The sequence below is a fragment of the Thermoflavifilum thermophilum genome, from assembly GCF_900116565.1.
GTDB lineage: Bacteria > Bacteroidota > Bacteroidia > Chitinophagales > Chitinophagaceae > Thermoflavifilum > Thermoflavifilum thermophilum.
Genome location: NZ_FPCJ01000001.1, coordinates 1 through 17,862, shown reverse-complemented (window position 1 = coordinate 17,862; position 17,862 = coordinate 1). Strand labels below are relative to the sequence as shown.

At 45.3% G+C, this 17,862-nt stretch carries 16 protein-coding genes; 8 read left to right on the top strand and 8 right to left on the bottom strand.

The window, feature by feature from the left end:
* The first annotated feature begins 3 nt into the window (after window positions 1-3).
* From BM367_RS00080 to tpiA, 6 genes are all read left to right on the top strand, one after another.
* Window positions 4-1,140 carry a glycoside hydrolase family 5 protein gene (locus tag BM367_RS00080; protein ID WP_092455988.1) on the top strand — a complete coding sequence of 379 codons (1,137 nt, stop codon included), beginning with the start codon at window positions 4-6 and terminating at the stop codon, window positions 1,138-1,140.
* A 26-nt stretch (window positions 1,141-1,166) separates the two neighbouring features.
* Entirely contained in the window at window positions 1,167-2,597 is a 1,431-nt protein-coding gene (locus tag BM367_RS00075) for a glycoside hydrolase family 140 protein (protein WP_092455986.1), read from the top strand.
* Between the two features lie 44 nt (window positions 2,598-2,641).
* Window positions 2,642-4,300, top strand: a complete 1,659-nt coding sequence (locus tag BM367_RS00070; protein ID WP_222842536.1) for a glucosidase family protein — start codon at window positions 2,642-2,644, stop codon at window positions 4,298-4,300.
* A gap of 63 nt (window positions 4,301-4,363) precedes the next feature.
* Window positions 4,364-4,666 carry a type B 50S ribosomal protein L31 gene (locus BM367_RS00065; RefSeq protein WP_092455980.1) on the top strand — a complete coding sequence of 101 codons (303 nt, stop codon included), beginning with the start codon at window positions 4,364-4,366 and terminating at the stop codon, window positions 4,664-4,666.
* A 48-nt stretch (window positions 4,667-4,714) separates the two neighbouring features.
* Entirely contained in the window at window positions 4,715-5,950 is a 1,236-nt protein-coding gene (locus tag BM367_RS00060; RefSeq protein WP_092455976.1) for a putative sugar nucleotidyl transferase, read from the top strand.
* Complete coding sequence (gene tpiA, locus BM367_RS00055) at window positions 5,947-6,726, top strand: triose-phosphate isomerase (protein WP_092455973.1); 780 nt, start codon at window positions 5,947-5,949, stop codon at window positions 6,724-6,726. The genes BM367_RS00060 and tpiA overlap by 4 nt, the downstream gene beginning before the upstream one ends.
* 213 nt (window positions 6,727-6,939) lie before the next feature.
* Here tpiA and BM367_RS00050 read toward each other — a convergent pair whose 3' ends face one another.
* From BM367_RS00050 to BM367_RS00035, 4 genes are all read right to left on the bottom strand, one after another.
* Window positions 6,940-10,008, bottom strand: coding sequence for a glycosyltransferase family 117 protein (locus BM367_RS00050; RefSeq protein WP_092455969.1), 3,069 nt, complete (start codon window positions 10,006-10,008; stop codon window positions 6,940-6,942).
* A gap of 162 nt (window positions 10,009-10,170) precedes the next feature.
* On the bottom strand, window positions 10,171-10,719 hold the full coding sequence (locus tag BM367_RS00045; RefSeq protein WP_245759854.1) for an inorganic diphosphatase: 549 nt from the start codon (window positions 10,717-10,719) through the stop codon (window positions 10,171-10,173).
* Window positions 10,720-10,722: 3 nt separating this feature from the next.
* On the bottom strand, window positions 10,723-11,172 hold the full coding sequence (locus tag BM367_RS00040) for a nuclear transport factor 2 family protein (RefSeq protein ID WP_092455966.1): 450 nt from the start codon (window positions 11,170-11,172) through the stop codon (window positions 10,723-10,725).
* A gap of 81 nt (window positions 11,173-11,253) precedes the next feature.
* A complete protein-coding gene (locus BM367_RS00035; RefSeq protein WP_092460820.1) occupies window positions 11,254-12,249 on the bottom strand; it encodes a PhoH family protein in 996 nt (331 codons plus the stop codon).
* Between the two features lie 221 nt (window positions 12,250-12,470).
* Between BM367_RS00035 and BM367_RS00030 the strand changes: the two genes are divergently transcribed.
* A complete protein-coding gene (locus BM367_RS00030; protein ID WP_092455963.1) occupies window positions 12,471-12,881 on the top strand; it encodes a response regulator in 411 nt (136 codons plus the stop codon).
* Between the two features lie 14 nt (window positions 12,882-12,895).
* Here BM367_RS00030 and rpe read toward each other — a convergent pair whose 3' ends face one another.
* Together rpe and BM367_RS00020 are read right to left on the bottom strand one after the other, a co-directional pair.
* The gene (gene rpe / locus BM367_RS00025) at window positions 12,896-13,555 is read right to left on the bottom strand and encodes a ribulose-phosphate 3-epimerase (protein ID WP_245759853.1); all 660 of its coding nucleotides are present in this window, start codon (window positions 13,553-13,555) and stop codon (window positions 12,896-12,898) included.
* A 19-nt stretch (window positions 13,556-13,574) separates the two neighbouring features.
* Window positions 13,575-14,621, bottom strand: a complete 1,047-nt coding sequence (locus BM367_RS00020) for a tetratricopeptide repeat protein (RefSeq protein WP_177224038.1) — start codon at window positions 14,619-14,621, stop codon at window positions 13,575-13,577.
* Window positions 14,622-14,803: 182 nt separating this feature from the next.
* On the opposite strand from BM367_RS00020, the gene BM367_RS00015 reads away from it, so the two are divergent.
* Window positions 14,804-15,403 carry an HD domain-containing protein gene (locus BM367_RS00015; RefSeq protein ID WP_092455954.1) on the top strand — a complete coding sequence of 200 codons (600 nt, stop codon included), beginning with the start codon at window positions 14,804-14,806 and terminating at the stop codon, window positions 15,401-15,403.
* 2 nt (window positions 15,404-15,405) lie between these two features.
* Here the strand turns inward: BM367_RS00015 and BM367_RS00010 are convergent, their stop codons facing one another.
* Window positions 15,406-15,810 carry a hypothetical protein gene (locus tag BM367_RS00010; protein ID WP_092455949.1) on the bottom strand — a complete coding sequence of 135 codons (405 nt, stop codon included), beginning with the start codon at window positions 15,808-15,810 and terminating at the stop codon, window positions 15,406-15,408.
* A gap of 186 nt (window positions 15,811-15,996) precedes the next feature.
* Window positions 15,997-17,862 (bottom strand): T9SS type B sorting domain-containing protein (locus BM367_RS00005; protein WP_143103904.1); only part of this gene is annotated, 1,866 nt, incomplete at its 5' end.

Sequence of the window (17,862 nt, the reverse complement as noted above, 5' to 3'; positions counted from 1 at the left end):
ATCATGAAAAGAAGAAATTTTATTGCACAATTCAGCATGGCTATTATCGCTGCAAAGGTAGTTCCAGGTTATTTTTCAGATGTAGTTTCAAAAATGAATCCCCTACCTCGTTGGCGGGGATTTAATTTACTTGATTTTTTTTCGCCAGATCCTTCACATCGCGCACAACACACAACGGATGAGCATTTGAAATGGATGCGCGACTGGGGATTTGATTTTATACGACTGCCGATTGCTTATCCCTATTATTTGCAAATAGATCGCACAAAACCTATTACACCAGAAGATGTATATCACATCAATCAACAGGCTATAGCCGAAATTGTTCGCTTGGTAGATAAAGCCAATCAATATGGTTTGCATGTCAGTATAAATCTTCATAGGGCACCGGGATATTGCATCAATGCGGGTTTTCATGAACCTTTTAATCTTTGGAAAGATAAAGCAGCACAAGAGGCATTCTATTTTCATTGGCAAATGTGGGCCCGGCAATTCAGGGATAAGTCGGCCCAGCAGGTAAGTTTTGATTTAATCAATGAACCCGCGATGCGTGAAAACATGAACGATCAACATTCACCAGCCACAGCTGTTTCTGGAGTACTGTATCGAAAAATTTTGAAAGGGGCTGCTGAGGTTATTTGGAAAGAAAATCCAAAGCGTATCATTATAGCAGATGGGAATAACGTGGGCAACGATGTGATTCCCGAACTTGAAGATTTGCATGTGGCACAAAGTTGCAGGGGATATTATCCGCACGCCATATCGCATTACAAAGCACCCTGGGCCAATAAAGATCCGGAACACATGCCTGTACCTGTATGGCCCGGACAAATAGGAAATCAATATTTCGATCGGCATTCACTGGAAAAATATTATCAGCCCTGGATTCAACTTGCACAAAAAGGCATTGGTGTACACTGCGGTGAATGCGGCTGCTGGCATAAAACACCACACGATGTTTTTTTACGATGGTTTCATGATGTACTGGATATTCTCACTGCGGCAGGAATTGGGTACGCATTGTGGAATTTCATAGGTGATTTTGGCGTGCTTAATTCAGGACGTACTGATGTAGTGTATGAAAACTGGTATGGATACCAGCTCGATCGTAAATTATTAAACTTATTAATGAAATTTTGATGAATAACCTAAAAAATCTCCAAACTATGATTAACATTAAAGCAGGTATTTTGTTATTCTTTGTTTTTTTTCATTGCATTTTAGTTGATTCAGTCACTTATTCTCAATCTATTGTGAAAGCTCAGCGGTTGCATGTATCAGACAATCATCGCTATTTGGTTTATGCAGATGGGACACCTTTTTTCTGGTTAGGCGATACAGCATGGGAATTGTTTCATCGATTGAATCGTGATTCATGTTTGTTGTATTTGGATAATCGGGCCCAAAAAGGTTTTACCGTTATTCAGGCTGTGATATTAGCAGAGCTGGATGGTTTGCACATGCCCAATGCAGAAGGACATGTACCGTTTTTGCATGATGATCCTACTCAACCCAATGAAGCTTATTTTCAGGATGTGGATTGGGTGATTCAGCAAGCAGCTAAAAGAGGTTTATACATGGCTATATTACCCACATGGGGTGATAAAATTTATAAAGATCAATGGGGCATTGGTCCGGAGATCTTTAATCCACAAAATGCTTATGCATATGGATATTTTTTGGGTAAACGATATCGTAATCAATGGAATATCATCTGGATACTTGGAGGAGACAGAAATCCACGCAATGAGCGGGAGATGTCAATCTGGCGTGCAATGGCACGAGGTATTGAAGATGGGGTAGGCAATGCAGACAGTTGTTTGATGAGTTATCATCCACAACCCAATGATGCGGGAGGATCTGCTGCATGGTTTCATAAAGATGCATGGCTTGATTTTAACATGCTTCAGACAGGCCATTGCAAAGATGACCCTGTGTATCAACAGGTGATGTATGATTATCAACTTACACCTGTTAAACCGGTGTTAGACGGAGAGTCCTTATATGAAGATCATCCCATTTGTTTTCAACCGGATAAATATGGTTTTTCCACAGCCGTTGATGTAAGGAAGAAGTTTTATTGGGATTTGTTTTCTGGTTCATTTGGGATTACATACGGATGTCATGATATCTGGCAATTTTATTCGCCCGCTCATGAAGGCATCAATCACCCGCAAAGATATTGGTATGAGGCACTCGACTTGCCGGGTTCATTTCAGGCGGCATTAGTAAAGAAGTTAATGTTATCCAGGCCTTTTCTGACTCGTATTCCCGCACAGGATGTGCTGGTAAGCGATAGCTACAGCGGTGCCGATCATATTGTTGCTACAAGAGATACGAATGGCAGTTATTTGATGGTGTATAGCCCCACAGGAAGAGGATTTACCATAAAATTATCTGCAATCAAAGGGAAACATATCAGGTGCTGGTGGTATAATCCGCGTAACGGTGAAGCAAATGAAATTAGCCATATCCGCAAAAAGGAACAGATGGTTTTCACACCACCTACGAGTGGTTACGGTCAGGATTGGATATTGGTGGTGGACGATGCAAAGGCTCATTTTCCAAAACCAGGTGAGGGAACTAGGTATCAATAACTTTTTCAAACAATTTAAGTTTATTGACTTCAAAAAAAACAATTATGTATCGGTATCTAATAGGGATTATGTTGATCATCCCTCTTATGGGTATAGGTCAAACCCAGTTTGGTTCAAATACAGGAAAATACGGTGAATTCCTTCAACAGCTTGTAGGGATGATGGGAAAGGATTCGCCTCCTGAAACCTATACCATTGATGGGAAAAACTATCAGCTATTTGTTTCATGGCTTCGCGATCATGTCTATGTGTTACAGGCAATGAAATACTTTGCACCCGGGGTACGATCGGGTGTGCAGTTGTTTTTGGATCAGCAAACACCGCAGGGTTTTTTCTATGACTACGTTTACCCCATCGACGATGCTGTAAACAACCGCTTAAATTTCTTTGATCGCAAATACACGAAAGTATTTCCCAGAGAAAAGCTGCAAATGCACAGGTTACCTGTAGAAGCAGATGTAGAATATCTTGCCGTACAAGGAGTGTATCACATCTGGCAGGCCACCGGTGATACTTCATTTGTAAAACAATACTTACCTGTTTTGCGCAAAGCCATGGAAGAAATCTTAACTGATCCCATACGCTGGTCAAAAAAATATCAGTTGGTAAAGCGAGGATATACCATTGACACCTGGGATTTTCAGGCCTTGCCCATGCCTATCGACGAATTTCATCGGCGATTCGGAGATCCTTCGCAGGGGATCATGAATGTGTGTGATACCACACCTATGGGCATTATGCATGGAGACAACAGCGGATATTTCGATGCTTTTCGAAAACTATCGGCACTGTATGCAGTAATTGGAAATAGTGCCGAGGCACGCATCTGGCAATTGCAGGCCGAATTGCTTCAAGCAAGAGCTAATACTTATTGCTGGAATGGCCAATATTACAAGCATTTTGTACCCGATGATCCTGTGCCCGCTTATTTGCACATGGATGAATCACATACCCTGAGCCTTTCCAATGCCTATGATATCAACAGAGGGTTGCCTACAGAAGCAATGGCTGAGAGTATTATCCAAACTTATCAAAATTTGTATCAACGTATAAAAGATTCTTGCATTGCCGAATGGTTTGGCATATACCCAGCTTATGCACCGGAATATGCAGGGGTTAAGCCTGGCACATACGTAAATGGTGGTATACTTACGGTTGTAGGAGGCGAACTTGCCAGAGCTGCTTTTCAGCATGGGTATGAAAATTATGGGGTTGATATTCTGAATCGGTTAATCGCACTGAGTGCCAGGCACAACAATTATTTGTATGCCATTTATAAGCCTGATGGCACGCCCGATGGGGGTATGCCCGATGCATGGGCACAAGGGGCAGTGGTGAGCGCATTGATTGAAGGGTTGGCTGGCGTGGTAGATGATTCATGCTTGTTTCAGCAAGTTGAGCTTTCGCCCCGATGGATGGCCACAGGTTTAAAGCAGGCAACTGTGCGGGTGGCTTACCCTGCTTCAGGTAAAACTTTTGATTATGATTGGCTATATGATGCCAAACGCCATTCAATTGAAATTCACCTGAGCGGAGATGCCAGGCGGGTAAAAGCAAGGATCTGGTTGCCCCATGAAGCGGTGGGCCGTGCCAAAGCGTTTGTAAATGAGCGACAAGTGCCTGCTCAACTCCGGTGGGTGCGCCAAAGCCCTTATCTGGAGTTTACCAGCCCCGGAGATGCATACCTGCAGGTGAAATGGTAAAGGACACACAAAAATTGCAGTTTCGGATATTCTCTTTACCTTTGCTGTCCAAAACAAACAATCATGAAAGAAGGCATTCATCCTCAGGATTATCGGTTTGTGGTGTTCAAGGATATGTCAAATGGGTATAGCTTTTTGAGCCGTTCCACCGCACAGTCGAAAGAGACCATCGTGTGGGAAGATGGGAAGGAGTACCCGCTGGTAAAGGTGGAGATTTCCAATACCTCGCATCCCTTTTTCACCGGTAAGAAAGTGCTGGTGGATACTACAGGGCGCATTGAAAAATTCCGCAAACGTTATCAAAAAGCCGATCAGGCAGCGGCTCCTGAAGAAGCTGAAAAGCCCAAAGCTGCACGTAAAAAATAAAACCTGCAAAAGCCTGTGTGCATCACAGGCTTTTGTATTTTTGCGCCGATGATTATTCTTTTATTTGATGATCCATCTGTTCGCCAGCATCTATATCCTCTTTCGCTGACGCGAAGCATAGCCGATTTTCGCGTGGGCATTCTCACCCTGCGGGAAAAATGGTCTTATCTTTTACCTGGTCTGCCTGTTCATATCTGCACCGAACCCTATCTCCAGGCTTTGTATCCTCTTCCCGAAAAACCCGATCATGTGGTGGGCATTGCTTCGCATCTATTGCCTGATGAAGATTTCTGGCATGTTGTGAAACAATTGGCTCCAGGTGAGGGATTGTTCACCCCCAAAGGAGAGCTGATTGCTTTTCACGAAAAAGACATTACACCGGCAGATATCTATTCCAGGCTTCAAGCAGCTGCATATGCTGATACGCTGAAACATATTGCCTACAACCAACGCTTGCATATACTTCATTCACTGACAGATGTGTTTACATACAATGGAAGAGAGATACAACGCGATTGGGAATTGTTATTTGGATCGGCAAATACGGATCTGCAACAGGGCGAGTGGATTCAATCCACCGTCATTGGCAAACATCCGGTGTACACGGGACCGCATGCACGGGTTCTGGCCAGTATCATCAATACAGAAGCTGGACCCGTGTTTATTGATGAAGGCGTCGAAATCATGGAAGGCACCACCATTCGCGGTCCGGTAGCCATTTGCCGGAACGCCGTCATCAAGATGGGTACACGCATATACGGAGCCACAACCATTGGTCCATGGTGTACAATTGGCGGAGAAGTGAAGAACGCCGTCATATTAGGCTATTCCAACAAAGCTCATGAAGGTTATCTGGGCGATAGTGTGGTGGGCGAATGGTGCAACCTGGGTGCCAATACCAACAGTTCGAATATCAAGAACAACGCTGGCACAGTACGCATTTGGAACCAGGCCGTGCAGGCTTATGTGCCGGCAGGTAAAAAATGCGGCGTGTTGATGGGCGATTTTTCCCGTTGTGGCATTGGGACTATGCTGAATACGGGCACTGTGATTGGTGTTTCCTGCAATATCTTTGGGGGTGATTTTCCTCCCAAGCATATTCCTTCATTCAGCTGGGGTGGGGCAGATCGCTGGATGCGGTATGATTTGCAAAAAGCCCTGCAGGATGCCGATGCCTGGATGCAGCTCAAACAACAATCGCTATCAGAAGTTCAACGTCAGATATTCTCTCATTTGTATCATCATCATTTATCTGAATTACCCGTACAGTCAAAAGTATCATGAGAAAACAAATTGTTGCTGGAAACTGGAAAATGCACGGAACTCTTGATGAGGTTAGGTTGCTTGCTGATCAGCTGCACGCTGCAGCATTTCATTTGCAGCATCATCAGGAAATAGTTATTTGTCCGCCTTTCGTTTATTTGATGTTGTTACGCGAACGTTTTCTTGATCGCAAGGAATTTCATATCGGTGCCCAAAATTGTTATACTGAACCATCCGGTGCTTTCACGGGTGAAATTGCTGCACCCATGTTGTCGTCTATAGGCGTGGAATATGTGATCATCGGCCATTCCGAACGACGCCAGTATTTTCATGAAACACACGATATGCTGGCTAAAAAAATAAATATAGCTCTGCAATCAGGATTAAAGCCCATCTTCTGTTGCGGTGAACCGCTTGATATCAGGCGGCAACAGGCGCAAAATGCCTATGTAGAAAAACAATTGCAGGAAAGTTTGTTTCATTTATCAGAAGAACAATTGCGGCAGATAGTGATTGCCTATGAACCGGTATGGGCTATTGGTACTGGGGTAAATGCTACGGCACAACAGGCGCAGGATATGCATGCATTTATCCGTAATTTGATAGCCAACCGTTATCATGCAGGCATTGCCGACGACATCACAATTCTTTATGGCGGAAGTGTAAAAGCTTCCAATGCAGCGGAACTCTTTGCCTGTCCTGATGTGGATGGTGGATTGGTAGGTGGGGCTTCGCTGAAGGCTGAAGAATTTATTCGAATAGTAGAATCCTTGGCTGTCAAGCAATCCAACCATTGAGTGTGGCTTGTTAAATTGGATTTATTTAATTTTTTCTTCAGCTTTCCAATATTTTAATGGGCTTGTCGAATGAACGATTAAACGTTATGCTTTGGGTTGGCTTTCGATATGCATATAAACGCATGTAAAATCAATTTGTAGTTGTATTGAAAAAACATCGGAAGCTTTTTTACTTCCAATATTTTTATTGAAAAGCATATTTAAGTTGGGTCTTTATTCTTCATCCTCTTCCATCAGCGGGTGTTCCAGGCTATCGCTTCGGAAAGATTTCTCCCAAAGCTGCAATTGCTGAATAATCATGTCCGCACGTTGTTTATCGTCGGCCAGATCGTTGGTAAGAAGAGAGCCGAGTGCCTGATAGTATTGTATTTGTTGCTGGCAATCGTGTATCACATCCTTGCTAATAGTATGTGCTAACAGGCTATCACCTGCCAGATAGCTCGCATAGGTAAGTTGCAGAGATGATATGTTGTGCAGATTACCGGATGAAGTATAGCCGTAAGGTACGTCTTGCGGCAACATGTGTTTATTGAGATAATGCAATAGCTGCAAGGCGCTGTCTTTCTTGCCTTCGATAGCCAATGCCTGCACTTCTTTGGCAAAGGCATTGCGAATATTGAGCAACATGCCCCGGTTGGTTTCATCGAAATAAGTACCGGGCCGATCAGCTCCACCAAAGCCAAACCGATGCAACATGGTAGCATACATGGAGGATGCGTATAGGGTATCGGTTTCACTCATGGCGGCAGCTGCTGGCTTTTCTACAGGCACCAGCCGATAGACCATGCCTTCGTTGTGCAAATATTGATTTAATCCCAGTTGATTACCGGGTAATGGACTGGTAAAATAAATAGGTCTGTTCCAGTGATTGGCTGCTATGATATTGAGCACCATCAGATCATTCTTGAACAGGATATTGGTTTGCAGGGTAAACTGCAAAGCTGAAACTATCCTGGCACTATCGCTGAATGGCACGGTACCATTTCTCAGCACGGTTGCTTTGTCAACTGGTACATACAAATTTTTCGTGGGCAGGAAATTGATGCGTTCACCTGTATATTGATCCTGCAACTGATCCTTGGGATCATCACTGCCCATAAAATGCAATACTTCTTCCAGATTGAAATATTGATTTTTGGGCATTTGAGTCAATTCAAAGTAACGGATGTAATTTCTGCGATCACCAAAATATTGCTCAGGCTGCCAGATCATAGGCACAGCCTCGGCATCATTCACCTTGTAACGCAATTCATTGATATACCAATCAACGCCCAATAAACTTAAATTCACCACACGCACATCGGTGCGAATCCCTTCCACTTCCTGTGCATACCAGAGCGGATAGGTGTCGTTATCGCCCGAAGTAAACAGAATAGCATGAGGTGCGCAGGATTCCAGATAATCTTTTGCTACATCGCGCGGCAGGGTTTTTTGTGAGCGATCATGATCGTCCCATTCCTGAAATCCCATCAGCACGGGCACGGCCAGCAAACAAATCACCGATGCGGTAACAGCTGATAAATGAGCTTTTTGTTTCCAAACAGCAAGTAGTTTTTCATATACCCACAACACACCCAATCCAATCCAAATGGCAAAAGCATAAAAAGAACCCACGTATGCATAATCACGTTCACGTGGCTGTGGTCCAGCCTGGTTGAGATAGATTACAATAGCCAGCCCGGTGAAGAAAAACAATAGCAGCACTACCATGAAATCAGTTAACCTGCGGTTGAGTTGAAAAAACAATCCTATTAAACCCAATATCAATGGCAATGCAAACAGGCGATTATGTGCCTGATTATGTTTCAAGCTATCGGGCATTTTGCTTTGATCGCCCAATCGCCAATTGTCAATAAAAGATATACCAGTAATCCAGTTGCCGTCGCGCGGATTACCCAGCCCTTGAATATCATTTTGCCTTCCACTGAAATTCCACAGGAAATAACGCATATACATCCATCCCATCTGATAACCTAAAAACCACTTGATATTATCCATGAAACCAGGTTGTTCATTGGGCGCCAGTCCCAGCCAGTCGCGGTAAAAATCGACATGATGTTGGGAATTGTTATTATCCCAGACCCGCGGGAACAGATGCATATCAGAGCTGGCATAGGTGTATTTGACTTTTTTGCCTACAATTTCATAACGATCTTTTCCTTTTTCATAAATATTGCCTGTTTCTTTGATGCCGGTGGGTTGGGCAGTAAAATAAGGACCATACAGAATAGGCCAGTCGCCGTATTGTTCACGATCCAGGTAACCCAGCAGGGAAATGGGATTATCGACGTTATACATGTCGATAGCCGGATTGGCATTGGAACGAATCAGGGTAGTAAAATAAGTAGCATAACCAAACATCAGGAAAGCAAAACACCACAGGCCAAGGTGCAAAAGATATTTTTGTTTTCTTTTTGTCCAGATGATACCGGCAGCGATACATGCAGCCAGCAAGATGATGAAGAAATAAGAACCGGAATTGAAAGGCAAATGCAAACTATTTACGAAAAAGATATCGAACAATGCAGCCAGTTTGACACTATAGCGAATTACAAAAGTTTGCACAAAACCCGTGAGCAAACAACCTATTACAAAAGCCCACCCAACACCTCGACGGCTGATGGGATATCGTTGCAAATAATATATCATGACTACAGCTGGAATTACCAGCAAACAAAGCAAATGTACACCGATGGACAAGCCCATCAGGTAAAAGGTTAAAACAATCCACCGGTCTGCATCTGGATCCTGGCGGGCTGCAGCTTCATCCCATTTGATCATTGTCCAGAATACCAGTGCGGTGAATAAGGAAGAAAGGGCATACACTTCGCCCTCCACAGCTGAAAACCAGAAGGAATCCGAAAAAGTATAAGCCAGAGCTCCCACCACACCGGCACCCATGATGGCAATGGTTTGTGCAGCTGATGGCTGTTCCTGCTGATTGATCAGTAGACGTTTGGCAAAATAAGTGATGGTCCAGAATAAAAATAAAATAGTAAAACCACTCGCCAGGGCTGAAAGCAGGTTTACATCCAATGCAGCTGTGGTGCTGGGATGCACGGCGTTGAGGCTACCGCTGAAAAGAATAATGAATAAACGGCCTAATAAGATGAAAAGCGGAGCACCCGGTGGATGTGGGATCTGCAGCTTGTAAGCACAGGAAATAAATTCACCGCAATCCCAGAAACTACCTGTGGCTTCGCGGGTTAGGATATATACAATTGAGGCAAAGATGCATACGATCCAGCCTGTGATAAGGTTGATGCGTTTGTACGTTGCCATAAGAATCGTTTATGCGGGAAGATAACAAAAATTGAAAATAAACAGGTTGAATTTGTAGTCTTCAATGATAATTTGCTGAAACCTGTACATGAGCATTCAATAAAATAAGCAATTTACCCGGATCCGAAGCCCATGTCGAATGATTAAAGCAAATTGGTAGCATTATGAATGCAACGATGAAAATGTGTTCTGATAATTTATTATGCTTTTACGAATGACATCGAAGGCCACATTTTTATTCTGAAATTCTTCCACCACAACAGTTTTATGTTCCAAAGCCTTGTATTCTTCGAAGAAATGACGCAGCTCTTTGATGAAATGTGCGGGCAGCTGGTCGATATCGTCAATGTGATTGATGCTTACATCATCAGCTGCTACAGCTATAATTTTATCATCGGCCTCGCCATTGTCAATCATTTGCATGACGCCAATCACTTTTGCCCGCACCACACACAATGGCTGCATATCAATTTGTGAAAGCACCAGGATGTCGAGCGGATCATGATCTTCACCAAGTGATTGGGCGATGAATCCGTAGTTGGCCGGGTAATATACGGAGGAATACAATACCCGATCCAGTTTCAACAAGCCGCTTTGTTTGTCGAGTTCATATTTTGCGCGTGAACCTTTGGGTATTTCAATTACACTGGTTACAATTTCGGGAGCCTGATCGCCAATTGCAATATCATGCCAGGGATGTGCTGCCATCATGTTTCACGGATTTGAAGTGTCGGCTGGTGGAAGAATTTGTTCTGCACTGCTGGAATCGGGAACGGGCAACTGATGGGCAAAACGGATTTTCCATTCACCTGCTTCCAGCACCAAAGGAAATGTTTCTGTGGTATGAACTGTGTTATTCAGATAAGTCACATAACCTGAGTCGCCCTGTATGAATACTTTCTGCACCACGATTTCAGATTGTTGAATCTTTTTTTTGCCTTGTGGCGTGCTTTCAGCAATGCTGGCTACTAAGTCAATCATTTCATAACTATCCTGAGTAGCATAATGTTTGGCTGAATCATAATGGGCATGTTGCAGGGCGTACATAAATGAGCTGGCAACTTCTTCTGGTGTCATGGATTTATGAGTGTGACAACTCCAGCTACAAAAACTGATAAGCCAGAGCACGCCTGTATAAACATATGCTACACCCGATACTTTCATGGTGAAATGGATGGGCAAAAATACACGGAAAGGCCTAATTCACAAAAACAAAGCGCTGAACAGGAATTCAACCGTGCATGGTTACGACTGGCTTTTCCGGTTGTTTTCGGATGATGATTGTTGTTCCTGCCGAGCCTGATCGTTTTCATAAGCCCGGATGATAGCCTTCACCAGCCTATGGCGCACCACATCTTCTTCATTCAATTCCAGGTGTCCGATACCTTCAATGTGTTTCAGGATACGGATGGCCTTTTGTAAGCCTGATTTCTGGTTGTTGGGTAAATCAATCTGGGTGAGATCACCGGTGATGATGGCCTTGGCCGAAGGGCCTATGCGGGTGAGAAACATTTTCAGCTGCAGATCGGTAGCATTCTGGGCTTCATCCAGGATAATGAAGGAGTGGTCGAGCGTACGGCCCCGCATATAGGCCAGTGGCGCAATTTCAATGATGCGGTTAGCCATGTAATAGCTCAGCTTATCGGCAGGAATCATGTCGTCCAGCGCATCGTAAAGTGGGCGCAGATAAGGATCTACTTTTTCTTTCAGGTCGCCTGGCAGAAATCCAAGGCTTTCGCCGGCTTCCACGGCTGGGCGAGTGAGAATGATTTTTTTGACCAGCTTGTTTTTCAGGGCACGTACGGCCAGCGCCACGGCTGTATAGGTTTTCCCCGTACCGGCCGGACCAATGGCAAACACAATATCGTGTTCGTCGGCCATGCGCACCAGTTTGCGCTGATTGGGTGTACGGGCTTTGACAATGCGGCCGTTGGGACCAAACACCAGAATGTCTTCCGGATTGCGATCACTGAAAATATCCACTCCCTCTTCATCATCGAGCAACTGCTGAAAATAATGATCGCTCAGATGACCGTTGCGTTCCAGGTATTTAACCACTTGCGTGATTTTTTCCCTGGCCAAGGCAATTTCTTCCGGTGAGCCTGAGAGCTTGATTTGGGTTCCCCGTGATAAAATTTTCAATAAAGGGAAACGCTTTTTCAGGATATCTAATTTTCCGTTGTTAACCCCAAAAAATTCAATGGGGTTGATGTTTTCGAGGTTAATGATTGTTTCTGTCAAAGTTGAATCTCCTTTTTTAACATCCAAATCAGCCAAATTTAAAAAGATTTTTTAAAAATACGTAAGCGATATAACCAGATATCGGATAGTTTGTAGCTTAATTGACTACTTTCGCTAATTTTACTGCAAAGTTCAAAAAATAGGTGTAAAGCTTTTGTAAATTTCGGTCTATACTTGTGCTGGACTTTTGAAAGTATTAAGCATTATCAGATTTTAATTGCATGGCCCAATATCCATTAAAGAAAATTTTTTTGATTGACGATGATCCCATTCATCAGCAGATAGCGGTGTTAATGCTTCAGAAAGCAGAAGTAGTAAAAGAAGTAATCAGTTTTCATGAGGCGCAGGCAGCGTTGGACTATATCCGGGCACATGAGACCGAGCCTGAGGCATTGCCAGAAGTAATTCTGCTGGATTTAAACATGCCGGTGATGGATGGGTGGGCATTTCTCGATGCATTTGAGCAAATACGCGATGGATTACTTGCTTCTGTACGGATTTTCATTTATACATCATCCATCAATTATCATGACAGGTTGCGTGCACATCAATATCCCAGCGTAACGGGTTATCTTGTGAAGCCCTTATCGAGAGAAGATATTCAGCGCATTGCCGACATTTCTCATTCCTGAAGGTTCTTGTTTACTTACAAAACATGTTTCAACAGATGAATGGCCCGTGCGGGATCAGCAGCCCGAAACACGTTGCTGCCTGCCACCAATACGTCGGCACCAGCTTGAATAATTTGAGCTGCATTTTGCAAGTCTACGCCTCCATCTACTTCGATTTTAGCTGCTGAGCCGGTTTTGAGAATCAATTCCTTTGCTTCGCGGATTTTGTGCAGGCTGTGGGGAATAAAGGCCTGTCCGCCAAATCCCGGATTTACGCTCATAATCAGCACAATATCTATCAGGTGCACAATATCTTTCAGCACATTTACCGGTGTATGCGGATTTAAAGCTACACCGGCCTGCATACCCAGCTGATGGATGTATTCCACATAACGATGCAGATGTACACTGGCTTCATAATGCAAGATCAGGTGATGCACACCCAACTGGTGAAACACGTCAATATATCTCTCCGGCTGCACAATCATGAGATGTACATCCATAGGCTTGTGGCAAAGCCTGGCCACACTTTCCACCACCGGCATACCAAAGCTGATGTTGGGTACGAACATGCCATCCATGATATCCAGATGAAGCCAGTCGGCCTCGCTTTGGTTGACCAGTTCCACGGCTTCGGCCAGATGCAGAAAATCGGCTGCGAGTAAAGAGGGTGCTATCAAAACGGGTCTGTCCAAAGGAATCAGTTTTAATGGTTTAAGGTTGTATGCCCAATCGTTGCAAAGCCTGCCGGGCATCTTCAGCTTTTTTGTTGAATATCAGAGAACGGCGATAATCCTGCATCGCACGTGCTGTATCACCCATTTTTTCCCAGCAGCTGCCGCGCAGGAAGTAAACCCGGTCATTGGCAGGTGCCATGCGTTGGGCCAAGTTCAGAATGGTCAGCCCTTTATTGAACGCGTGTTGCTGCAGATAAATTTTTGCAAGCAACAAATAGGCATCCGTGTAAAATGCATCCACATTGATGCAATGATTCAATAATGAAATAGCCTGCCCGGGCTGATGCATTTTTTCATAAAATGCAGCTTGTGCATAAATGGGTTCAGCAGCCGTGGTATCTATTTTTTCAGCACGGCGGTACCAGATCAGGCATTGCGGATTGCCTGTGGCAGCCAGCAAATCACCCATGGCCATAATGGCTTCATAGTTGTCGGGCGAACGTTTGATGGCCTCCCGCATCGAAGCTATAGCAGCAGCTGTATCGCCCATGGCCTGATAAACCCTCGATTGCAAGCCGTAAATTTCAGCCACCGGCGGATACATTTTGCTTGTTCGTTCCAGTACCCGAAGCGCTTCGGAATACGATCCGGCATGATAAAGCGCATTGGCATATTCCATCTGATATACCAGGCTCTGGCTTTTGAGCTCCACTGCGCGGCGCAGGTATGTAACAGCTTTTTGCAGGCTGTCCTGTTGAAAATACAACTCACCCAGCTGAAAATTGTATTGGGCTTCCAAAGGACGTAGTTGCAAAGCCTTCCGGATATCCATACCGGCCAGTTTGAATTGCTGGATATTGGCCAGTTCCTGGGAACGATGGGCATATAATTCGGGATTGTCAGGGAAAGAAGCAATGGAATCTGTGATCTGGCCCACTTTCCCCTGGTGCAATATGGCCTGCTCCTCTGCAGTATATTTTTCATCTGTATGGTGACAGCCTGTTTCCCCCAATCCAGCCACCAGCATCAGCCAGAACACGACTATAATGCGAAAAAGGCAGTTGTTTATTTTTCGTTTTATCATGGCCACAAATCTAAGTAGAAAATCGGGCTGCATTTCATTTTACTATTTTGTCCCAACGTTGTGAAGATATACCAGCAACAGGAGCTTTTCTGCATGGGCGGATTGAAAGGTCGGATCAACCAGGGTTCGTGTTTTCGGTGATTGTATTTTATTTTTGATTTTCATCCTAAAAAAATGGTATCATGTCAAGAAACCTCGGAAGAAATGTATTCGGACATGCGGAAGATGCCGGAAAGGTAATGACGTTAGAAGAGGGCATGCAGTTGCTGAAGCAATGGGTTGAAAATCCGCGTTTGCAGTTGCATATGCGGCAGGTGGCTCATCTGATGAAATGCTGGGCTGCTGAACGTTTGCAGTTGAATGAACAGGATCAGCACCGCTGGTATATGGCCGGGTTGCTGCACGATGCCGACTGGGAAAAATGGCCGGATGAACATTGTGGCCGTATTGTAGAAGAACTGGAAAAACGACATCAGGATCCGGAAATCATCCATGCCATTGCTTCTCACGGCCCGCGCCATTTTGGTGTAATGCCCGTTACGCAGATGGATAAAATGCTGTATGTATTTGATGAGCTTTCAGGATTGATTCATGCCTATTCGCTGATGCGACCGGAAGGATATGCCGGCATGGAAGTCAAAGGAGTCATGAAAAGGTTCAGAGAAAAAAAATTTGCAGCCAATGTATCGCGCGAAGAAATCATGGAAGCCTGTGGAATGGCCAATCTTTCGCTGGAAGATGTAATTGCTTTTATCATTCCCCGTCAGGCCCAGGTGGCTTGATTTCAGCTATGTGGAGCATGCAGGGAAACCGGCAAAATGGTATTTGCATAGGTGATTTGTCCATCCTGGCCAAGAATCCCGATCAGATAATAGGTTGGATCGCCTTTGGGGTTGTTATCTACAAATTCGAAATGCGTGTTATGGGTTGTTATCTGCAATTCACCGATGGCGCACAGCTGATGGCTATCTGTCCCTGAATAAATACGAAAAGCTGCTACCTGCGACAAATCGCCGGTATAGGTAAACGTGAGATGCACAGTATTTCCCTGTGCATATCCCGTAAACTGACCGATGGGTGTGGTTTCTGTTTGTACGGTTGGCTGTTGCGGTACAGCAAAATGATCATCTATTTTTGAACAAGCCTGCAGGGCAATCAGCAAAAACAAAAGGGTAATTATTTTTTGCATAACACATCCTTTGTGATGAAACAAATCCGCTTTTGCATGTGCGGTGGTTTTTCACAGGATGTGTTGGTTTTGATATAGGCAAATTTACGGGATGGCAAATCGTGAAATGAGGCAAATTGGTAAACGAGCGATGCCGGTTCGGGAAAGGCAAACTATTGGGAAGGAATAGGAGCTGGACTATCCAGATCATCGTAGCAAAGTGAGAACGCCTTTCTTAAACAAGACCGGACCGTTGGGTGTTTCCCGGTATTTCACCCACCAGGCATAGCCACCAGCATCGCAGGGGGCACCATGGAAGGTACCATCCCATCCCTGTGTCCAGTCGTGCGTCACAAACAGGAGTTGCCCCCAGCGGTTGAAGATGCGCAATTCGAAGTCGAATACCTGATGCAGCACTTTGGGCCTGAATACATCATTGTGCCCGTCGTTGTTGGGAGTAAAAGCATTGGGCATGATGATATCACCCACGCAATTGGCGGCGGGTTGCAGCAAAATGGAATCAGATGCAATGCCACATACATTGAAAGCCTGTACCCGGTACAAACCAGGTTCAGTGGCGGTGAAACTGGGCCCATAGCTTCCGTTTTGCCAGCGGTAGCCTTCTGCATGCTCGCCTATGGCACGTAAAAATATCCGATCGCCACTGCAAATGAGGCTATCGTCGGCCAGGATTTGCACAGTCGGCAGGAATCCACGGGTAACTTTTACGGTATCTATTCGGGTATAATTGCACACAGCTCCGTTAATCAGTACTGTGTACAGGCCGGGTGTGTCAACCGTAATGCGTGGGGTGGTTGCACCCGTACTCCACATATAGGCTATGGCATCGGGAGATGATACATCGAGCTGCAGGGGTTGATCGGGGCAAAGGGTGGCTTCCGGGTTTAGTTTTGGCAATGTATTGGCCAGCAAGTTCACCTGAATGGTATCAATCCGCAGACAGAAGCCATTGGAAGTAATTACCCAATAGCTGCCTGGTGTGGAAACATTCAAGCTATCGGCATGGGACTGGTCATTCCATTGATAGGAATAATTTTCGCCTGAAATAGCGTTGGCATGCAGGGTGATGCGTTGTCCTTCGCACATATTCACTTGCTTTTCCACACTTAGCCTGGGCAGGGGGTGCACGTGCAGCTGGATAGAATCTGTGGCGATGCAGCCGAATGCATTGATGACCTCTACACGATACACGTTGTCATCCTCTGCTTCGGAAGGTTTTAGGGTGATGCGTTGGGTGGTATCGCCCGTACTCCATCGGTATTGAATGCCATTGCTGCCGGCGTCGAGGGTAATGGATTGACCCTCGCAGGTGCTGGTGTCGTGCGCCAGTCGAAGGTCGGGCAGGGGGAGCGCTTTCAGGTGAATGGTATCCGATTGGCTGCATCCCCAGGCGTTGGTGACGCGAATCCAAAAAGCCAGATCCTGATTGACTTGAACCTGGATGCTGTCATTCTGCACACCCGTACTCCACAAGAACCTGGATGGCTGATGGTTGTTTTCCTGATACTGAGGGCTTTCCTTTGCCCATAAGGTGATCCAAGACCCCTGACAAATGGCGGTGTCGCCCGAGACCTGAATCACTGGCAGGGGATGGATGGTCAGTTGCATCGTATCGGCAGCGGAGCAGCCGAAGCCGTTAGTGACTTTTACCCAGTATTGCCCAGCATTGCTGACAGTAATAGATTGCGAAGTTTGTCCGGTGTTCCACAGATAGTTTGCCCCGGCATTGCCAGCATCCAGCGTGAGGCTTTCACCCTGGCAGATGGCGGTATCGGGGCCGAGGTTGATGATGGGCAGGGGATGGACGGTCAGCTGCATCGTGTCGGCAGCGGAGCAACCGAAGCTGTTGGTGACTTTTACCCAGTATTGTCCGGCGGTGTTGACAGTAATAGATTGCGAAGTTTGTCCGGAGTTCCAGAGATAGCTGGCGCCGGCATTACCAGCATCCAGCATGAGGCTTTCGCCCTGGCAGATGGCGGTATCGGGGCCGAGGTTGACGATGGGCAAGGGATGGACGGTCAGCTGCATCGTGTCGGCAGCGGAGCAACCATT

Bases quoted from the DNA above. Each gene is read 5' to 3' on its own strand.
- BM367_RS00045 (WP_245759854.1), bottom strand. From the start codon at position 10,719: ATGATGGCAGCACATCCCTGGCATGATATTGCAATTGGCGATCAGGCT.
- BM367_RS00060 (WP_092455976.1), top strand. From the start codon at position 4,715: ATGATTATTCTTTTATTTGATGATCCATCTGTTCGCCAGCATCTATAT.
- BM367_RS00080 (WP_092455988.1), top strand. From the start codon at position 4: ATGAAAAGAAGAAATTTTATTGCACAATTCAGCATGGCTATTATCGCT.
- BM367_RS00015 (WP_092455954.1), top strand. From the start codon at position 14,804: ATGTCAAGAAACCTCGGAAGAAATGTATTCGGACATGCGGAAGATGCC.
- BM367_RS00040 (WP_092455966.1), bottom strand. From the start codon at position 11,172: ATGAAAGTATCGGGTGTAGCATATGTTTATACAGGCGTGCTCTGGCTT.
- BM367_RS00065 (WP_092455980.1), top strand. From the start codon at position 4,364: ATGAAAGAAGGCATTCATCCTCAGGATTATCGGTTTGTGGTGTTCAAG.
- BM367_RS00070 (WP_222842536.1), top strand. From the start codon at position 2,642: ATGTATCGGTATCTAATAGGGATTATGTTGATCATCCCTCTTATGGGT.
- BM367_RS00075 (WP_092455986.1), top strand. From the start codon at position 1,167: ATGATTAACATTAAAGCAGGTATTTTGTTATTCTTTGTTTTTTTTCAT.
- tpiA (WP_092455973.1), top strand. From the start codon at position 5,947: ATGAGAAAACAAATTGTTGCTGGAAACTGGAAAATGCACGGAACTCTT.
- BM367_RS00020 (WP_177224038.1), bottom strand. From the start codon at position 14,621: ATGATAAAACGAAAAATAAACAACTGCCTTTTTCGCATTATAGTCGTG.
- BM367_RS00010 (WP_092455949.1), bottom strand. From the start codon at position 15,810: ATGCAAAAAATAATTACCCTTTTGTTTTTGCTGATTGCCCTGCAGGCT.
- BM367_RS00050 (WP_092455969.1), bottom strand. From the start codon at position 10,008: ATGGCAACGTACAAACGCATCAACCTTATCACAGGCTGGATCGTATGC.
- BM367_RS00030 (WP_092455963.1), top strand. From the start codon at position 12,471: ATGGCCCAATATCCATTAAAGAAAATTTTTTTGATTGACGATGATCCC.